We start from the raw sequence: 18501 nt of genomic DNA, 5'->3' as shown, positions 1-18501 counted from the left end.
ATATTAAACAGCGAGACCCCGTAGTGTGAATTGTCGTTGTTATATGTATAAACGAATCATAATTATTCTTAATTTTAATTAATTATTGTTCTCCGGCCGATGAAACGGGTAATAGAAATTTATCTATCCGGGAAAAGAGGCTTTATATGAAAAGAATATTACATACCGCCGTACTGGCAGCCTGTCTGTTGACACCATATGCGCTGCCGTCTTCTGCTGCCCACGCTGCAGATACCTACACAGCCAAAGTATACGCGAACTCCCTGAATGTTCGCAGTGAGCCTGCCGCAAGCGCAGCCATTACCGGCTCTCTGGCGGGAGGAGACGTCGTTACAGTCACGGAGGAGCAGCATGGCTGGCTCAAAGTGAGGGCCGGATCTGTATCCGGATGGGTCGCCGGGTATTATCTGAAGCGGACCAGCAGAGCTGCCTCTGCTGGAACCTCATCCGCCTCATCCGCCAGCACCTCCGTTAAGACCTCCTCCACCTCCAGCGGAACGGCTGTTGTCACCGCCTCTTCCCTGCGTATCCGGGGAGGCCCGGGAATCAGCTATGAGGTAGTCGGTTCTTTGCAGTCCGGGAATGCCGTTACGATTCTGCTCCGCCAGGACGGATGGTCAAGAATCCGTACAGCCGGAGGAGCTACCGGCTGGGTATCCACCCAGTACCTTGCCGGGGGAAGCATCCCGAACTTAAGCACTGCCAGTTCAAATGCCCAGAACACCAGTGTAATAAGGAAATCCGGCAGCATCCGCGGCAAGCTGATTGTCGTCGATCCCGGTCATGGGGGCAGTGACCCCGGTATGCTCGGCACGACCTATGACACGATGGAGAAGGATCTTACCCTGCAGACCTCCCTATATCTCCGGGATTACCTGACCGCCAAAGGGGCCCGGGTAGAGCTGACCCGTACCCGTGGAGACCAGAAGCCAACGCTCTCCCGGCGGGTACAGCTCGGGCAGCAGCTCGGGGCAGATGCTTTTGTAAGCATCCATTATAATTCCTCCCCGAAGAATGTCTCCGGCACGCTGACCTTCTTCTATTCGGAGCAGAATGATCTCCGGCTGGCCCGGGCGATTGAAACCCGGCTTGGCGCAGGAATCGGCCTCCGGAGCAACGGCCTCTCCTTCGGCAACTATCATATTCTGAGGGAAAATCCGCTTCCCGCAGCCCTTATAGAGCTTGGGTTCCTCAGCAATCCATACGACGAGTCGATTGTCCGCAAAGCCGCTTATCAGCGGAAGGCTGCACAGGCTATCGCCGAGGGGCTGGCTGATTATTATCAATACTGAAAGGAAGTCATCTGAAATTAGATAGTGATTTCCCGGATATTGAGTTCTTTTATTTTGCTGAGGTCGATATATTCATCGTTAATGCGGATGAGCGGAGTTTCGATATCATGCGGATTCAGATAGACGATCTCACCGACCCGGCCATCGGTTAATACTACCTCACGGCCAACAGTCCGCTTCACAATGTTCTCCAGAAAAACCGAAACAATATGCGGGTCCAGTGCGCCAAAGCTGCCTCTTCTCATCTGATCAACAATCATATGGAACGGCATAGCCTCATGATAGGGGCGTTTACTGGACATAGCATGAAAAATATCGGCAACGGCTATTATTTTGCTGTAGGAATCAATCTGTTCATCCTTAAGTCCCAGCGGATATCCCTTGCCGTCGTTTCTCTCATGATGCTGCAGAGCCGCCAGGGTGATGCGCGAATTGGCTCCGGTGGTTTCTTTCAGCATCTCATAGCCGTAAATCGTGTGTTTCTTCACCAGACTGAATTCTTCTTCCGTCAGCTTGCCGGGCTTGTTCAGGATCTCGTTAGGAATCTTCAGCTTGCCGACATCATGCAGGGTAGCTGCCGTGGACAGCACGGACAGATCCGCTTCATTCATATGTAACCATCTGCCGATCAGGGTGGACAGTACACCGACTCCAACGTTGTGCTGGTATGTATAATCATCCTTGCCTTGAACCGAACTGAACAAAGCAAAAATATCAGGATTACGGGAAATTTCCTGAATAACCGGAACGACATCCTTCCGGATATCCGCTAACTGGATTTTCCGTGAAATTCTGTAAGATTCAAACAGTTCTTTCGAGCTATTCACTACACTATTTACCATTTGCTGATAAGGGGGTGCCTGCTCGGCTTCATCCGTAAATATTATGTCAATTACATCAATTCTTTGTTTGCGGATGAGCTCCAGGTGTTCAACATTCAATTTGCTCTTGGCAGGAATAACTGTAACTCCGTACGCATTGATCAGATCATTCTTAATTGTTCTTCCCAGATAGTTGTCCATACCTTCCAGCCCTCCCAGATAACCGAAACAATATATAAATTGCCCATATAGCTATTATCGGTTTAACGCTGGAAAATGTTGAAAGGTAATTGGGCCTTCCATTAGCCCTCCTCCTCTTGCTTGCGGTACTCCCGCGGAGTCATTCCGGTGGACTTTTTGAAGACACGGCTGAAATATTTCTCATCTTCATAGCCCACCAGCCCCGCGATCTGTGATAGCCGCAAATTCGTATTCTGCAGCAGCGTCTTCGCTTTATCCACTCTGAGACTGGTTAAATAATCCGACAGATTCTCCCCGGTGATCTGCTTGAATTTGCGGGAGACATTCTCCCTGCTGATGAAAAAGCGTTCCGCAATATGCTGCAGCGTCATCTCCTGCGCATAGTTCTGGTTCAGGTACTCTCTGATCTCCAGCACAAGTCTGCTGCCCTGAGCCTGCGAGCTGCCTTTGGACAGGCGCTGCAGCAGAGCCTTAAGCTGACTCTCCCAGTTCTCCACCGAGAACAGCCCCTGTGAGTCATAACATAGCTCTAGGCTGATCTCCTCCTCCGGCCGCCAGCGCTTTAGAACAGCACAGATCTCCTCCTGCTGATGGAGGAAGCTGCTCTCAGTAAGCAGCGGTAACCCGGCAAGCTCCCGCGCCCATTCCTCCACAACCCGCTCCATCCGCTCCAGATCACCCGACAATACCGCGATTCTAAGCTTGTCGAGCTCCATATCCAGGGCGTAGTCTTCTTCAGGCCTACTCTCCTCCCCATCTGCTCTACAGAGATGTATCCGTCCATCACGCTGAAGAAGATTCCGTTCCTCCAGCCCTTGGCGTGCCTGGGCAAAAGCAGGCTGCAGCCCCTCCGGCAACGGGTTCAGCAGGCTGAGCCCGATATCCACCTGGACGCCATACGCCTTACGGATCGATTCATTCACTCCGTTCAGTACCGTCTCCGCCTGTTGAACAGCATTCCACAGCAGAATCACAAGCTCCCCCCCGCTCTGCCAGCTGCGGAAGGCATAGCCGCTGTAGTCTGGTGCCATAACCTCATTGCAGACATTGGCCAGCACAAAAGCCGTCAGCGCCACATCGCCATGAAATCTCTGCAGCAGACGGCAGTCTGCACCTTGCATCGAGATGACAGCCACTCTGCAGGAGGCTGCTCCAATCGGCATCCCCAGCTCTTCGCTGAGCGCCAGCTTCAGCTCCTGAAAGGAGGCATGCCCGTAGACCAGATCGGACAGCACCTTGTCCCAGTAGAGCGGACGCAGCACGTTCAGCTGCATATTCTGGCGCTGCGACTGCTTCCGCACCGCCTCCTCCTCCATCCACAGCTTAAAGGCATGCTCCGCCGAGGCAATCAGCTGCTTGCTGTTCAGCGGCTTCAGCAGATAATCAGTCCCGCCGTAGACAATGGCCGGCTTCACATAATTGAAATCCTGATACCCGCTGATGACAATGGTCTTCGTATTCGGATAATGCTTATGCAGCCATTCCAGCAGCTCGGCTCCGTCCATCAGCGGCATCCGCATATCCGTGAATACGATCGCCGGCTGATGCTCCTGCATCACCCGGGTCGCTTCCTGACCATTGGTAGCCTCATATATCGCGGAGATATTATATTTGTCCCAAGGAACAAAATAACGGATGGCCTCCCGCACATGCTTCTCATCATCTACAATCAGCACCTTCATTTCCAGCCGCTCCTTTCGGTTATGTCTGCACCCTTCTTCATTTATCACTCTATAATCAATAATTCATCGCGTTAAACATTCATACTGTAACTGTCTCTCCGGGAAGATGGCTTTATTCGCCTGGCCCCTCCAGCGGAATAATCAGGGTAACCGTAACCCCTTGACCCTCTTCATTATGCAGCTGCATCTCCGCCTCGCTGCCGAACTGCAGCCGCAGGCGGGCCAGCACATTATACAGGCCGATCTCTTCGTTCTCAGGCCGGCCGCTGCTTCTATGTCCGGCTGTAATCTCCTCCAGCCGTTCCGGGCTAATCCCCTTGCCGTTATCCTTGACGGCAAGAACCAGCCGGGACTGCCCTTCCAGCATGCAGTCTATCCGGATGACGGCTTCGCGGATTCCGTCCGCGAAGCCGTGCTTGAAGATATTCTCCACGATCGGCTGGAGAATCATCTTGGGCAGGACCGTCTCCAGCGCTGCTTCCGCCGCATGAATCTCCAGGCGCAGATTCTCTTCGCCGAACCGCTCCGTCTGCAGAATCACATAATTCTGCACATGCTCGATTTCATCGCGCAGCGGCACCTGCGTCCGCTCCGTATTCATGGAATAGCGCATCATGCTGCCCAGGGAATAGATGAGATCATACACCTTCGGCGCATTATAGCGCAAGGACAAGCTGGCGATGGACTGCAGGGCATTGTAGAGAAAATGCGGATTGACCTGAGCCTGCAGCGCCTTCAGCTGATTCGTCTTGTTCGCCAGCTCCAGGCGGTATTCCTTAACGATCAGGTCATTGATGGTCCGGGTCATGCCGGTGATCTTGCGGGTCAGCAGGCCGAATTCATCCTCCCGTTCGGCATCCATATGCGCATCCAGCTGGCCGATCTGCACCTTCTGGGTGAAGTTGATCAGCTTCTTAATCGGCCGGGTAAAGCCGATGGAGATGAGGACCGCGCTGATTCCCCCGATCAGGAGAAACAGCAGCCCGATCCCCATATTGAACCGGGTGATGATCCTCGCATCACCATACAGATCCTCGTAAGGCACCAGCTTGATGATGCTGCCGCTGAAGAGCGGGTCCTTGATATGCTTGTACATGACAATACCCTGGAAGCCATCCTTTTTCCAGGTGAAATGCCCGCTGTCACTGTCTTCGGGAAGACGGCTCCATCCGGTCTCAACCGTTTTACCCACCCAGTCCGGATCAGAAGTGAACAAGGCCTTTCCCTGCTCATTCAGCACATACAGACGCTCCGTGTCCGAATTGTACATCGATTTGACGATGCCCTCCAGCTCTTCAAGGCTGTAATCAATCGACAGATCGGCCAATACACTGTCGCTGGGCGTGCGGTAGATGGGAAAATGCGCAGTGAAGACCGGAACGCTCCCCGGCTTCAGATTGGGGAAGCCGGACTTCACGCCGTATTGATGATCCATATGCGTCACTTCGATGTATGGCCGGTAGGTCCCCTCGAGATGCTCCGCCTTGGCATAATCCGCATTATCTTCCCGGCGGAACAGTCCGCCCAGCAGCAGATTGGACTGCCGGGCCGCTCTGACGTAGAGATGGATCTGGAAGGTATTCCGGTCGGAGAGGAACAGATTGTACAGCTGGGTGGAGATCACGGCGCGGGTATCCGGCACAATCGTTCCATCAGGTACATGTTCATTGCTTTTGGCGGTAAGTAGTAGGGTATAGAAAGAACTGGGAACATTAATCCCGCTGTACAGCGACATCGCCTGCTGATTCATCCCGCTGAAGTAACTGCTGAGATTCGCTTCCCCCAGCGTCAGCAGCTTCGTATTCTGCTTCACGGACTGCTCCGTAACCGACTGCTTGGTATAGAGATAGGAGAAGGTAACGGATATGCCTGACGGAATCACTGACGCCAGCAGCACTAAGGCCATCAGCCGCGTCCGGATACTGTTTCTGAACATGGGGGAACCTCCTGTAAGTTTTGCGGAAGAACCGCTTCTCTGATATAACCTTGCAGCAAAACTCGCTCCGGAAGCAACACGGCTGCAATATAATCCACTTTTCTCATCATCAAATTGAGTGTTGGCGATGGCCCGGGCTTTCTATAATGAAGCTGTGAACACGTAGAAATATTATACAAAGGAGATTCCATATGAGAAAAGCTCTGCGCTTGCAACGAGGCTGGGGACAGCAAATCGTATTTCTCGGCCCCTGTCTGCTCTTTTTCCTGACCATTGTAGTCACTCCATTCTTCCTCGGCTTCTACTACTCTTCCACCGACTGGAACGGGCTCGATCTGGACAAAGCGGTCTGGACCGGCGCGGCCAACTGGAGACGGATTTTTACGAACGACGATAAGTTCTGGGAGTCTCTGCTCTTTACGCTCCGCTTCACCGTAATCTCCGTAGTGGCCGCCAATGTACTGGCGCTGCTGCTTGCCTTCATTCTGATGACGACGCTGAAGACGAAGAAGCTGCTGCGCACCATCTTTTTCATGCCCAATGTGATCGGCGGTATTCTGCTCGGCTACATCTGGCAGTTCATCTTCACCAAAGGCTTCGCCACGATCGGCGAGCTTACCGGGATTTCGTTCTTCCAGCTGCCTTGGCTGGGTACGCCCAGCACTGGATTCTGGGGTCTGGTCATTGTGTTCGTCTGGCAGACTGCCGGGTATATGATGGTCATTTATATCGCGGCGCTAGCGGGTATCCCGAAGGATCTGGTCGAAGCGGCCAAAATTGACGGCGCCCGTGCCCCGCAGCTGTTCAAGAGTGTCTATGTCCCGCTGATTATGCCGGCGATTACGATCTGCCTGTTCCTGACGACCTCTAACGCGTTCAAGATGTTCGATCTCAACCTGTCATTGACCAAAGGCGGACCGGGGACCTCGACCCAGTCACTGGCCTATAACATTTATGCGGAAGCGCTGATCAACAACCGTTATGGCCTCGGTACGGCCAAAGCGCTGCTCTTCTTCGCGGCTGTTTCACTGATCACGGTCACACAGGTCTGGCTTACCAAAAGAAAAGAGGTGTCGGCGTAATGAACAGCAGCAGATACCGGCCCAGAAACTTCGTTCTAGAGATCATCTCCATACTTCTGGCTATTATATTCTTATCCCCCTTCTACCTGGTGCTAAGCAATTCGGTTAAAGGGCTTAAGGACATCCTGATCGACGCTGCTTCCTGGCCGCAGGTGTTCCACTGGGATAATTACTCGAAGGTCTGGGATGCCATTGACTTCCCGCAAGCCTTCTTCAGCTCCCTGCAAATCACTGTCTTAAGCGTAATCTTCATTGTCCTGTTCAGCTCGATGGCCGCTTATCAGATTGTACGGAAGCCGACACGCTTCAATTCCTTCGTCTTCCTGCTGCTGGTCTCGGCGATGATCATTCCGTTCCAGTCGCTGATGTTGCAATTAGTCCGTGTGACCAGTATTCTGGAACTTCGCGGAGAATTATACGGGATCGTGGCCTGCTATCTCGGCTTCGGAATGCCGCTGTCGGTGTTTCTGTTCCACGGATTCATTAAGACAGTGCCTTTTGAGCTGGAGGAAGCGGCGCGGGTGGACGGCTCCAATCCGTACGGCGTATTCTTCAAAATTGTGTTCCCGCTGCTCATGCCGATTATTGTAACGGTCATTATCCTTAACACGCTGTGGATCTGGAATGACTATCTGCTGCCGGTGCTCGTCATCGGGGGAAATAAGGATCTGACGACCCTGCCGGTTGCAGTGACCAAGTTCTTCGGGCAGTACACCAAGAAGTGGGATCTGGCCCTTGCGGGTCTCGTGATGGCGATTACGCCTATCCTCATATTCTTCCTGTCCCTGCAGCGTTATATTGTCGAAGGTGTAACCACAGGCTCCATTAAGGGATGATCGCGAGATCCCCTTGCAACAATATCCACTTTTTCGAGCAAAATATTAAGTGTAAGTCCACTCTCATTTGCATTACGATCTAGTTGCAGGAAACACAGACCAGGGAGGTTATTCTATGAAAAGAAAGTTCGCGTTCGTTATCGCAACCGTTTGCACACTTATTATCGCAGGTTGCGGGAATAGCGGCAATACGAATTCCGCAGGCAATGGAAACGCAACCAATGCTCCTAATGCGTCAACCGAAACCACAGCACCGGAAGCAACCAAGGCACCTGCCAAGGATGTTACGATCAAAATGTTCCAGTTCAAGGTTGAAATTGCCGAGCAGCTGAACGCACTCGCCGAAGAATATGAGAAAGAAACCGGTGTGAAGGTCGAAGTGGAAACGCATGGCGGCGGTGAAGACTACGGCGCGTTGCTCAAAGCGGAGATTGCTTCCGGCTCTGAACCGGAAATTTTCAATAACGGCGGTTATACTGCCCTCGTACCTTATATGGACCGCGCCACTGATTTGAGCAATGAGCCTTGGGCCGCCAATCTGATCCCAACCGCCAAAACGCCGGCAACCGTGGACGGCAAGCTCTATGGTATGCCAATGAACGTAGAAGGCTATGGACTGATCTACAACAAGGATCTGTTCGCCAAAGCCGGCATTACGGAAGAGCCTAAGACCCTCCCGCAATTGAAAGATGCGGCAGCCAAGCTGAAATCCGCCGGCATCACACCGTTTGAAGCCACTAATGAGTGGTGGTCGATGGGGATTCACCTTGTGAACGTAGGTCTGGCCCACCAGCCTGATCCGAAGCAGTTCATTGATGATGTCAAAGCCGGTACGCAGACGATCAAAGGCAACGCCGTATTCGAGCAGTGGCTGGATCTGGTGGATGTGATCTTCGACAATGCCCAGGATAACAAGATGACTACCGACTATGCTACCCAGGTTGCGGAATTCGCATCCGGCAAAGCCGCGATGATGCTACAGGGTAACTGGACGCAAGGCGATATCGACAAAATCGATCCTGCCCTGAATCTGGGCCTCCTCCCGCTTCCGATCAGCGACGAAGAAGGCACTATCCTTGTAGGCGTACCTAACAACTATGTGGTGAACAGCAAATCCGAGCATCCGGAAGAAGCTAAAGCCTTCCTGAACTGGCTCGTCTCTTCCGAAACCGGCCAGAAGTATCTGACCAAGGAATTCAAGTTCATCCCGGCTGAAACTAACGTTGCTGCCGACGCAGCAGATATCGGCCAGGTTGCCGTTGCCGTGCAGGAGAAATCCGCTACCGCCCTCGGCTGGAACTGGGATATGTTCCCTGACGGTGTAACCCAGGGCTTCGGCGCTGCGATGCAGGAATATCTCGGCGGACAGCTTGACCGTGATAAGCTGCTGGAGAGTCTGGATAAGGCTGTGCAGGATATTGTGAAGCAATAGGAACTAATAAAAAGCAAGAGGTGCCTCAAAGCCAAAATGGCTTGGGTGCCTCTTTTTTATATTTGTTTTAGAGCAGGATTTACGTTGGCACTTTAGAGCACGCTCCGCAAACGGAACGTTGTTCCAATCGCTCTTGTATCCAGATTTTATTTATTCCCCTTTACGGTGAAAATCCGGATACAAAGGCGACCGCTCCGCTTTTCCACAATCATTCCGTCCGCTCCGCTGTTTAAGAGGGGGAGTTTCTACAATCTTAAAGACCACTTCCATCGAAATGAAAGGGATTTATCCCCTTCATTTCCCTCAAATACCCGCCCACAGCGAATTCAAAGGGATTTATCCCCTTCATTTCCTCCAAATACCCGCCTACAGCGAATTCAAAGGGATTTATCCCTTTCATTTCCTCATCCCTCGCCACTTCCCCGAATTCAGTAGCACTTCTACGCAAAAATAACAAAAGGCCCTCCCAAGCCATCGTTCATGGCTTTGGGACGACCCTTTTGAAGGAAGATTCACAGCGTAAAACATTAATGACCTTACAGCAGTTACACAAACATCTCAACAATCAGGAACAAATTTAGTGACACTACCAGAGCCGAGATAATCCAGCCGAGGAGGGTGGTGATCCGGTGGTTCACCAGCCCCTTCATGATTGTGCGGTCGCTTGTGAAGATCACGAGCGGAATGAGGGCAAAGGCAATCCCGAAGGACAAGACGACCTGGCTCATCACCAGTGCACTAGTAGCGTTAATCCCGAAGGCGATGATGGTCAGCGGTGGAATGATTGTAATCGCCCGCCGCAGGTAGAGATTGATCTTTTTATTAATGAAGCCTTGCATGACCACATCACCAGCCATTGTACCGACCGACGAGCTCGACAGACCTGCGATCAGGAGGCCGAGGCCGAAGGAGATGGCGGTAACCGGTCCTGCCAGATTGCGGAACTGCTCGAAGGCGACATCCAAATCCTCAACGACCAGACCATTCTTGAAGAACAACGCCGCAGCTACAACCACCATGGCCATATTCACGGCACCGGCAATCAGCATGGCAATCAGAATATCGATGAATTCCAGCCGGAAGATCTGTTTCTTCTCCCGCTCATCGATCCCGACGACCCGGCTCTGGGTCAGCGAGGAATGCAGATAAATCGCATGCGGCATAACCGTCGCGCCGAGAATTCCGGCAGCCAGCAGGATGCTGTCCACACCTTCGAATCTTGGAGTGAACATTCCGGCAACTACACTGCCCGCATCGGGCTTCGCCATAATGACCTGGAATGCAAAAGCCAGAACAACAATCATCACCATCCCGGCAATTCCGGCCTCCAGGGTACGGTAGCCGCGCCGCTGGAGCTCCAGAATAGCGAAAGATCCTACTGCGGTAATCAGCGCAGCGGGCAGCATCGGTATACCGAACAGCAAGTATAGTCCAAGGGCTGCCCCGATAAATTCCGCCAGGTCAGTAGCGATAATAACCAGTTCACTCTGAATCCACAGGAAGATGGACACGCCCCTCGGGAATTTCTCCCGGGCTACCTCAGGCAGATTCTTACCGGTGGCAATGCCAAGCTTGGCGGATAAGGATTGTATAAGGACAGCCATCAGATTCGAGGCAAAGATAACCCATAATAACAAATATCCGTATTTCGAGCCTGCAGTAATATTAGTGGCGAAATTGCCGGGGTCCAGATACGCTACAGAAGCGATAAAAGCCGGGCCCAAGAAAGGAAGGAGTCTCTTCAGTCCTTTGACATCTCCATTCAGCACCGATTGTGCCGAATGTTTATTAGTATGTCCTTTTAGTATAGGGGATGATTCTACTGCTGTATTTTGCTCCATCATTTTCTATCCCTCCTCTTGCCCGGAAAAAGTTGTCTATATACACGAAAGTTTCCCTGATGCAACATTTGATTTGTTTTCATTATAATCTGCTAATTGAGAAATGTAAATGTATTTTCATTGGATTTTTCATCCGGAATGGCATCCTGATTAATACACACGATATCCGCCCAGATGCTCAAAAATATATTATGTGCAAACCTGCGGCAAAGTGATGCTCCAGCCTAAGAAGTCATTACCCCGCCCGCTGCTTCGCAAACTAAAATGCATCTGTCACAGCGTACAAAAAAACGGACGAGCTTCAGGAGTTAATCCTGACTCTCGCCCGCCGGGCATTCCAGTGTGATCCACACTGCTTAAGAGGTAATACTTTGGATATCAGCGCGCATCTGTTCATTCAGCAGCTTCAGTTCATTCAGCTCTTGCTGCAGCTTCTCCACATCCGACTGCTTCCGCGAGTGGCCTCCATGTCCATGTTTGCCGCGCATGCCGGGCATTCCGAACATCATGAGAATCATCATCAGCGGACAGATCAATGTAACCAGCCAGGACCAATTCATGGTTATTCCTCCTCCGGGATTCAAGGTACTGCCATCAGTATAGCCGCCGTTTGTGGAGAAACTGTGTTGAAGCTTATTTTTCTGCTTTCCCTTTCCAGGTGTCCTTCAGCGGAACAATTCTGTTGAATACCAGCCTGTGATCAGAACTGTGCTTGCTGTCGATACAGAAATAACCGTGACGCAGGAATTGAAATTTGTCCCCGGGCTGTGGTTTATCCGCAAGCGGCTCCAGCAAGCAATCCTTTAGCAAAGTGGCAGAATCCGGGTTGATGTACGCTTCCCAGGTCTCCCCTTCCTCCTTCGGCCCTTCATTGTCTACAAGCAACTTCTCGTACAGATACACATCACTTTTGACCGCATGCTCAGCGGACACCCAATGGATGGTTCCTTTTACCTTCCGCCCGTCAAAACCGCTCCCGCTTCTCGTATCCGGATCATAGGTGCAGCGCAGCTCGACAATCTCACCAGTTTCCTTATCCTTAATCACTTCATTGCAGCGGATGAAATACCCACCCTTCAGCCGTACTTCACCGCCAAGCGTCAGTCTGCGGAAGCCCTTGGAAGGTATCTCCATGAAGTCCTCCCGCTCGATATAGAGTGTGCCGGAGAATGGAACGTCTCTTGTGCCGAGCGCGGGATTCTCACTGTTGTACTCAATGTTAAGAGATTCAGAAGCCCCGGCTTCGTAATTGGCAAGCACAACCTTCAGCGGATTCAGCACGGCCATGATAGCCGGCACCTTCGCTTTAAGATCCTGTCTTACGCAGTGCTCCAGCAGCGAGAAATCGACCATTGCCGTATTGCGGACCATCCCGATCTCCCGGACAAAATCCTTGATGCTCTCCGGCGTGAATCCGCGTCTACGCAGTCCACGGAGCGTAGGCAGACGCGGATCATCCCAGCCGTCCACATACTTCCCGGCAACCAGCGCCCGGAGATACCGTTTGCTCGTGATCACTCCCGTCAGATTCACCCGGCCGAATTCCCTTTGCTTAGGGGGTTCAGGAATATTCAGCTCCTTAAGCACCCACTCATACAGCGGCCGGTGATCCTTGAACTCAATGGAGCAGAGTGAATGCGTTACCCCTTCAATGGCATCCTGAATCGGATGAGCAAAATCATACATCGGATAGATGCACCAGTCCTCCCCCGTGCGGTAGTGCTCTGCATGAATGATCCGGTAGAGTACCGGGTCGCGCAGATTGATGTTGGGCGAAGACATGTCGATTCTGGCCCGCAGCACCTTTGCACCGTTAGGATATTCTCCATTACGCATCCCCCGGAACAGCCGCAGATTCTCGTCCCGCGACCGGTCCCGGTACGGACTGTCCTTACCAGGTTCGGTTAATGTCCCCCTGTAGGACGTTACTTCCTCCGGAGTCAGGTCGCAGACATAAGCTTTCCCCTTAAGAATCAGTTCCTCTGCGCTGCGGCAGATTTCCTCCGAATAATCAGAGCCATAATAGATATGCTCTCCCGGGCTGCAGCCCAGCCATTCCATGTCCTCGGTAATAGCTTTTACATACTCCATATCCTCCTTCAGCGGGTTGGTATCATCGAAGCGCAGATGGAATCTGCCGCCATTCTTACGGGCAATCTCAACATTCGTGTGGATGGCAAAAGCACTGCCGATATGCAGATACCCATTGGGCTCCGGCGGAAATCTTGTGCAGATCTCCCTGCTGTAGACTCCGCCCTCCACGTCTTCTCTGATCAGCTTATCCATATAATTCTCCGGCACGGCCGGTTCACTCTCATTCACATTAACGTCAGTCATTCTGATCTCCTCCTGTATATTGGTGATACCTGCCCTCACGGGACAACAAAAAAGAACCTCACCTCCAAGACTGTAGTCTTGGGGACGAGATTCTCGCGGTACCACCCCAGGTTTATTAATATGTCGCCATATTAATCTCATCAAGTACGGCACTGCCGGCAGGCAGGACTTATACTCTAGCTCTGTAACAGGAGCTCCTGTTGTACCATCCCCGGCCATAGCCGGTTCCGGTGCACCGCTCAGAGGCTTGTTTCGGTCCAGCCTTCCCTGCTCCTTCGCACCACCCGGAGCTCTCTGTGAGGGAATGAATAGACGTACTCTTCTCGTCATCGCGTTTGATCATTTGATCCAGAATAACAAATCACAGGCTGGGTGTAAAGTGTAGCAATGTCCGTTGGCGGCAGCAGCCTGCGGGACAACCTTACCCCTGGCTCAGCGCCGCCAAAAGCTCCAAGGCTTCCTCATGCTCCGGCTCAATCAGAAGTGATCTGCGCGTATAATCCAGCGCTGCTTCGTCATCCTCCTGCTCGTAGCTGCAAATAGCCAGGCAGTACAATACAGTAATTACCGGCTCCTCCTCACTGGATGCAAGCGAATGTTCCAGGAAGCGGCGGGACTCCCCGTACTGCTCCATCTCGAACAGCAGCAGACCGCAGTCGAGCGCCAGATCATATTTCTGCGGCATCGGATAGAAGCCTTTCCACATCAGATTAATCCCGCGCTGCAGGTCCAGCAGCTCATCATCACTGGCATCCGGCAGCAGAGCGGAGATACGCTCCGCACTCTGGATGAACAGCTCGGCATCATAGCCGCCCAGCCGCCAGAAGGCCAGGATCTGCTGCATGCCGATCGTATCGTAATTTTTGTCGATCCACACCTTCAGGCTGAAGAAATCATCCGGGCCGAACCGCTCTACAAACCGCCGGTAGGCCAGACGGGTATGGGGATGGAGCATCGGCTCTTCAAGCATCAGAATGCAGCCGACATTCAGATTCTTATAATGATGCTGTGTGAACTGGGACTTGGCGCCCTTCCGTTCAAAATAATGCACCAGCGCATGATAATTTGCCGTGAGTGAAATGCTGCCGTGATGAATCAGCTTCGGCGGCTCGGCGAATTCCCAGTTCTCCAGCCGGTGGTCGCCCTTATCTGCGGTAAGCAGCAGGAAGCTCCCCTGGGAGAGAGCCCCGAGACGTTCCATACAGGAAATGGCCGCCGCCGGGAACAGGATATGCGAATCCTCCAGCTTGTCCAGATAGAATGAAATCACTTCATGGTACTTGTATGAAGGATCCTCATAGCCTTCGGCCCGCTTGTAATGATATTCCGGCACCAGATCCCGCAGTACTTCGGACGTGCTCATCGAGCCGGACTGCTCGGGATATTTTAACGAAACCTCACATTCATAAATCTTGCCTTCATCAATATAGAGCAGTTCCTGCTGAATACTATCGAAGAAGTAGTTGGCGATCACCATCAGCGGCTGCTGCAGTCCGCCGGGCTTAATCACTATTCCGCTCTGCGTCAGGGACAGCTCTGTATCCTGCACCGCATCAAAGCGGGCGAAATCAAGAATCCCCTGCTCCACAAAAGGCTTCAGACCTTCATGCTTCTGCCAGCCCTCAATATTCTTCCAGGGCAGATCGCTCATGACGTAGCGGAAAGGAGGCAGCAGCACTCCGGCATACTGGATCAGCTCACATAGCTGCTGCAGAACATGGAACGCCAGGCGTCCGACACCTGCGCCAAGCTCCAGAATAATAACCGGTTCTGTAGTATGCCCCTTCTCCGCACGGTCCTGCAGAAATCCGAAGATCATCTCCGCATACGCTGTTCCGATCATCGGATTGCTTGTAATGTACTGTGGGACCTGGTCATTCGCCCAAGCCTGCAGCCCGAGCTGCTCATAATACCTGCGCTGCAGTTCCCATATTGGCGCTTCACTGAAGCGGTATCGTTCTTGTCCGTCTATTGTCATTAGTTCAAACCCTGCTCTCTGATTATCGTACGGAAATTTGTCCGGTAGTCAAATATTATCACATTTCGCTCAGCCCTTCACAACTCATAAGTGGCATACTGGCGCATATATTTCTTGGAGTGCTGTACGATCCAGAAAGGAGCTTAAGCCATGAACCCTGCCGAACCCGGTTCTTCTAGCAAGCCCGTTATCCCCCAGCCTATCCGCAGTGACGGTGCAGGCAATGTTGACCTCGGCCCCCGCGATATTCTGCGCGACCGGGAGAATCCCGATATGTTCGTCCCGCCCTCTACAGATAACGGGCTGATCCCCAATCTGAAGTTCTCCTTCTCCGACGCCCATATGCAGCTGAACTTCGGCGGCTGGTCCCGGGAGGTTACCGTCAGAGAGCTGCCAATTGCCACCACCCTTGCCGGGGTGAATATGAGCCTGACGCCGGGCGGAGTACGCGAGCTGCACTGGCACCAGCAGGCGGAATGGTCCTATATGCTGCTCGGCAGCGCCCGGATTACCGCCGTGGATCAGAATGGCCGGAACTTCATTGCCGATGTCGGCCCGGGCGATCTGTGGTATTTCCCTCCGGGCATCCCGCACTCAATCCAGGGGCTGGCGGAGGGATGTGAATTCCTGCTTGTTTTTGACGATGGAGGCTTCTCAGATCTGAACACCCTGTCGATCTCCGACTGGTTTGCCCATACGCCGCCAGAGGTCCTGTCCGCCAACTTCGGCGTACCTGAATCTGCATTTGAGTGTATTCCGAAGGAACAAGTGTATATTTATCAGGATCAGGTGCCCGGCCCCCTTGAGAGTCAGAGAGTCGAGTCGCCTTACGGGGAAATTCCGCTGAGCTTCAAGCATCAGCTGCTGGCCCAGCCGCCGCTTCGGACGCCCGGAGGCAGTGTGCGGATTGTCGACTCCGGCAATTTCCCCATCTCCCGGAACATGCCGCCGCGCTGGTGGAGATTGAGCCCGGCGGCATGCGGGAGCTGCACTGGCATCCGAATAATGACGAGTGGCAGTATTATCTGACCGGGCAAGGCCGGATGACGGTCTTCGGCGGGGACAGCGCAGCGCGTACATTTAACGTCAGAGCCGGAGATGTTGGCTATGTGCCTTTTGCCCAGGGACATTATATACAGAATACCGGGACAGACACGCTCTGGTTCCTGGAAATGTTCCGGAGCGACCGGTTCGCCGATGTCTCCCTGAACCAGTGGATGGCGCTTACCCCCCATGAACTGGTCAGCAGCAATCTGAATGTGGGGCCGGAGCTGATGGATGCCCTGCGCAAAGTGAAATGGCCTGTCGTGAAATACCCGGATCAGGATCAGGATCAGGATCAGGATCAGGATCAGGGGCACGAGCATGGGCATGAGCATGGGCTTGGGAAGCAGAAGGAGTAGCGCGTGGTTTTGCTCAGTTTGAGACTGGATAGGGCAGGTCAGTCTGCCCTATGGCCTTATCTTTACCCCAACCAGGCGGCTGAAGTGATAATCTTTAAGGTCAGCTGTATAGATCGGCCTTAATGTTGTACATTCTGCAATATCTTAATGATCATCCTATAATTAATGGGTAACTCCAATTGTTCGAACTGTATCTCTTTCTAGAACAACATAAAAAGCGGTCAGACACCCCGTCTGCACCGCTTTTTGTACTTAATTCGTTTGTATTTCGTTCCCGTATAGGAAATAGATTGTCTTTTTGCTAATGTCTGACTTCTCCTTCAGGACTAGATTAGAACAGCTTCAGTTGCAGATACAAACCTAACAATGTGATAAATAGCGTCGGAATTGTCAGAATAATTCCTGTTTTGAAATAAGTGCCCCAAGAGATCTTTACACCTTTGCCTGATAGCACATGCAGCCACAGCAGAGTAGCGAGCGAGCCGATCGGCGTAATCTTCGGACCCAAATCGGAACCGATGACATTCGCGTAGATCAGAGCCTCTTTAATGAGACCTGTCGCCTGTGCGTTATCAATGGCCAGCGCCCCAATCAGCACAGTCGGCAGATTATTCATCACTGAGGAGAGGATCGCGGCGAGGAAGCCCATCCCCATCGTTGCTGCGAACAATCCGTGTTCCGCAACCTCACTGATCATCTCTGCAAGCACATCGGTCAGTCCGGCATTGCGCAAGCCATACACCACGACATACATACCAATGGAGAAAAAGACAATCGCCCACGGCGCGCCCTTGACCACTTCCATCGTCTTGACGTAAGGACTCCGGCGGGCCATGAGCAGGAAGCAAACCGCGATTACACCTGCCACGACAGAAACCGGAATGTTCAGAAATTCACTGACAAAATATCCGGCCAGCAGAAGCGCCAGCACGCCCCAGGATAACCGGAACATCCGCTTGTCCTTAATCGCCTCCTCCGGGAGCTTCATCCCGGCAGTGTCGTACACTTTGGGTATACTTCTGCGGAAGAACAAGTATAAGACCAGAATACTGGCGGCGAGCGAGAAGAGCGTAGGCAGCAGCATACGTCCTGCATATTCCGTGAAGCTGATGCCGAAGAAATCGGCCGATACAATATTGACCAGATTGCTGACGATCAGCGGCAGCGAAGTCGTATCGGCGATAAACCCGCTGGCGATAATGAAGGGAAACACTTTTTTCTCATCAAAATTCAGCGCCCGGACCATCGCCAGTACAATCGGTGTCAGGATCAGCGCTGCCCCGTCATTGGCAAACAACGCAGCTACCACTGCACCCAGCAAGATAACATAGATGAACATCAGTGTACCGTTGCCGCGTGCCGCCGCTGCCATATGCAGTGCCGCCCATTCGAAGAATCCAACACGGTCGAGTATCAAAGAAATCAGAATAATAGCTACAAAGGCCAGCGTGGCATTCCACACAATCAGCGTCACATCGCGGACATCCCCGAAGCTGACCACGCCTGCCGCCAGGGCCAGCAGCGCTCCGCCGCAGGCTGACCAGCCAATGGATAACTTCCGCGGCTGCCAGATCACAAACATTAAAGTAATAACAAAAATAAGGCTGGCTAGGACAACCATAATCCCGCCCTCCGTTTGACCCGCAGCAACATTTCCCGC

13 protein-coding genes, 1 pseudogene and 1 other annotated feature are annotated in these 18501 nt (G+C 52.5%); of the genes and pseudogenes, 5 read left to right on the top strand and 9 right to left on the bottom strand.

From position 1 onward, the window contains the following. Positions 1 to 146: 146 nt before the first annotated feature. Entirely contained in the window at positions 147 to 1292 is a 1146-nt protein-coding gene (locus MKX70_RS09615; RefSeq protein WP_340839956.1) for an N-acetylmuramoyl-L-alanine amidase, read from the top strand. Between the two features lie 17 nt (positions 1293 to 1309). On the opposite strand, the gene MKX70_RS09610 is transcribed toward MKX70_RS09615, so the two are convergent. The 3 genes from MKX70_RS09610 to MKX70_RS09600 form a co-directional block, all read right to left on the bottom strand. Continuing rightward, positions 1310 to 2314: an HD-GYP domain-containing protein gene (locus MKX70_RS09610; protein WP_340839955.1), complete on the bottom strand. Its 1005-nt coding sequence runs from the start codon at positions 2312 to 2314 to the stop codon at positions 1310 to 1312. Between the two features lie 101 nt (positions 2315 to 2415). Next, positions 2416 to 3996, bottom strand: coding sequence for a response regulator (locus MKX70_RS09605; protein WP_340839954.1), 1581 nt, complete (start codon positions 3994 to 3996; stop codon positions 2416 to 2418). Between the two features lie 112 nt (positions 3997 to 4108). Beyond that, positions 4109 to 5932 carry a sensor histidine kinase gene (locus MKX70_RS09600; protein WP_340839952.1) on the bottom strand — a complete coding sequence of 608 codons (1824 nt, stop codon included), beginning with the start codon at positions 5930 to 5932 and terminating at the stop codon, positions 4109 to 4111. A 191-nt stretch (positions 5933 to 6123) separates the two neighbouring features. On the opposite strand from MKX70_RS09600, the gene MKX70_RS09595 reads away from it, so the two are divergent. The 3 genes from MKX70_RS09595 (at position 6124) to MKX70_RS09585 (ending at position 9282) form a co-directional block, all read left to right on the top strand. Then, positions 6124 to 7014, top strand: coding sequence for a carbohydrate ABC transporter permease (locus tag MKX70_RS09595; protein WP_039300685.1), 891 nt, complete (start codon positions 6124 to 6126; stop codon positions 7012 to 7014). Continuing rightward, positions 7014 to 7850, top strand: coding sequence for a carbohydrate ABC transporter permease (locus MKX70_RS09590; protein WP_340839951.1), 837 nt, complete (start codon positions 7014 to 7016; stop codon positions 7848 to 7850). Before MKX70_RS09595 ends, MKX70_RS09590 begins: the two co-directional genes overlap by 1 nt. A 115-nt stretch (positions 7851 to 7965) precedes the next feature. Continuing rightward, positions 7966 to 9282: an ABC transporter substrate-binding protein gene (locus tag MKX70_RS09585; RefSeq protein WP_042239846.1), complete on the top strand. Its 1317-nt coding sequence runs from the start codon at positions 7966 to 7968 to the stop codon at positions 9280 to 9282. 253 nt (positions 9283 to 9535) lie between these two features. Here MKX70_RS09585 and MKX70_RS09580 read toward each other — a convergent pair whose 3' ends face one another. The 5 genes from MKX70_RS09580 to MKX70_RS09560 all read right to left on the bottom strand — a co-directional run bounded on the left by MKX70_RS09580 (position 9536) and on the right by MKX70_RS09560 (position 15438). Continuing rightward, positions 9536 to 9739, bottom strand: a complete 204-nt coding sequence (locus MKX70_RS09580; RefSeq protein ID WP_042239847.1) for a hypothetical protein — start codon at positions 9737 to 9739, stop codon at positions 9536 to 9538. Between the two features lie 88 nt (positions 9740 to 9827). Next, positions 9828 to 11123 carry an Nramp family divalent metal transporter gene (locus MKX70_RS09575; RefSeq protein ID WP_042243574.1) on the bottom strand — a complete coding sequence of 432 codons (1296 nt, stop codon included), beginning with the start codon at positions 11121 to 11123 and terminating at the stop codon, positions 9828 to 9830. A 356-nt stretch (positions 11124 to 11479) separates the two neighbouring features. Next, positions 11480 to 11683 (bottom strand): hypothetical protein, encoded by a 204-nt coding sequence (locus MKX70_RS09570; RefSeq protein ID WP_340782153.1) that lies wholly within the window; start codon positions 11681 to 11683, stop codon positions 11480 to 11482. Positions 11684 to 11756: 73 nt separating this feature from the next. After that, complete coding sequence (locus tag MKX70_RS09565) at positions 11757 to 13460, bottom strand: glutamine--tRNA ligase/YqeY domain fusion protein (protein WP_340839950.1); 1704 nt, start codon at positions 13458 to 13460, stop codon at positions 11757 to 11759. Between the two features lie 77 nt (positions 13461 to 13537). Then, positions 13538 to 13799 (bottom strand) — a binding site (T-box leader). Positions 13800 to 13881: 82 nt separating this feature from the next. Then, a complete protein-coding gene (locus MKX70_RS09560; RefSeq protein WP_042239854.1) occupies positions 13882 to 15438 on the bottom strand; it encodes a tetratricopeptide repeat protein in 1557 nt (518 codons plus the stop codon). Positions 15439 to 15588: 150 nt separating this feature from the next. Here MKX70_RS09560 and MKX70_RS09555 point away from each other — a divergent pair. Next, positions 15589 to 16841: pseudogene (locus tag MKX70_RS09555) on the top strand (oxalate decarboxylase family bicupin). A 331-nt stretch (positions 16842 to 17172) separates the two neighbouring features. On the opposite strand, the gene MKX70_RS09550 reads toward MKX70_RS09555, so the two are convergent. Then, complete coding sequence (locus MKX70_RS09550; protein ID WP_042239856.1) at positions 17173 to 18462, bottom strand: arsenic transporter; 1290 nt, start codon at positions 18460 to 18462, stop codon at positions 17173 to 17175. Between the last annotated feature and the right edge of the window lie 39 nt (positions 18463 to 18501).

Source organism: Paenibacillus sp. FSL R7-0312, from assembly GCF_038004445.1.
Taxonomy (GTDB): Bacteria; Bacillota; Bacilli; order Paenibacillales; family Paenibacillaceae; genus Paenibacillus_AQ.
The sequence above is the reverse complement of the archived record's forward strand: the minus strand, read 5'-3'. Positions and strand labels throughout refer to the sequence as shown.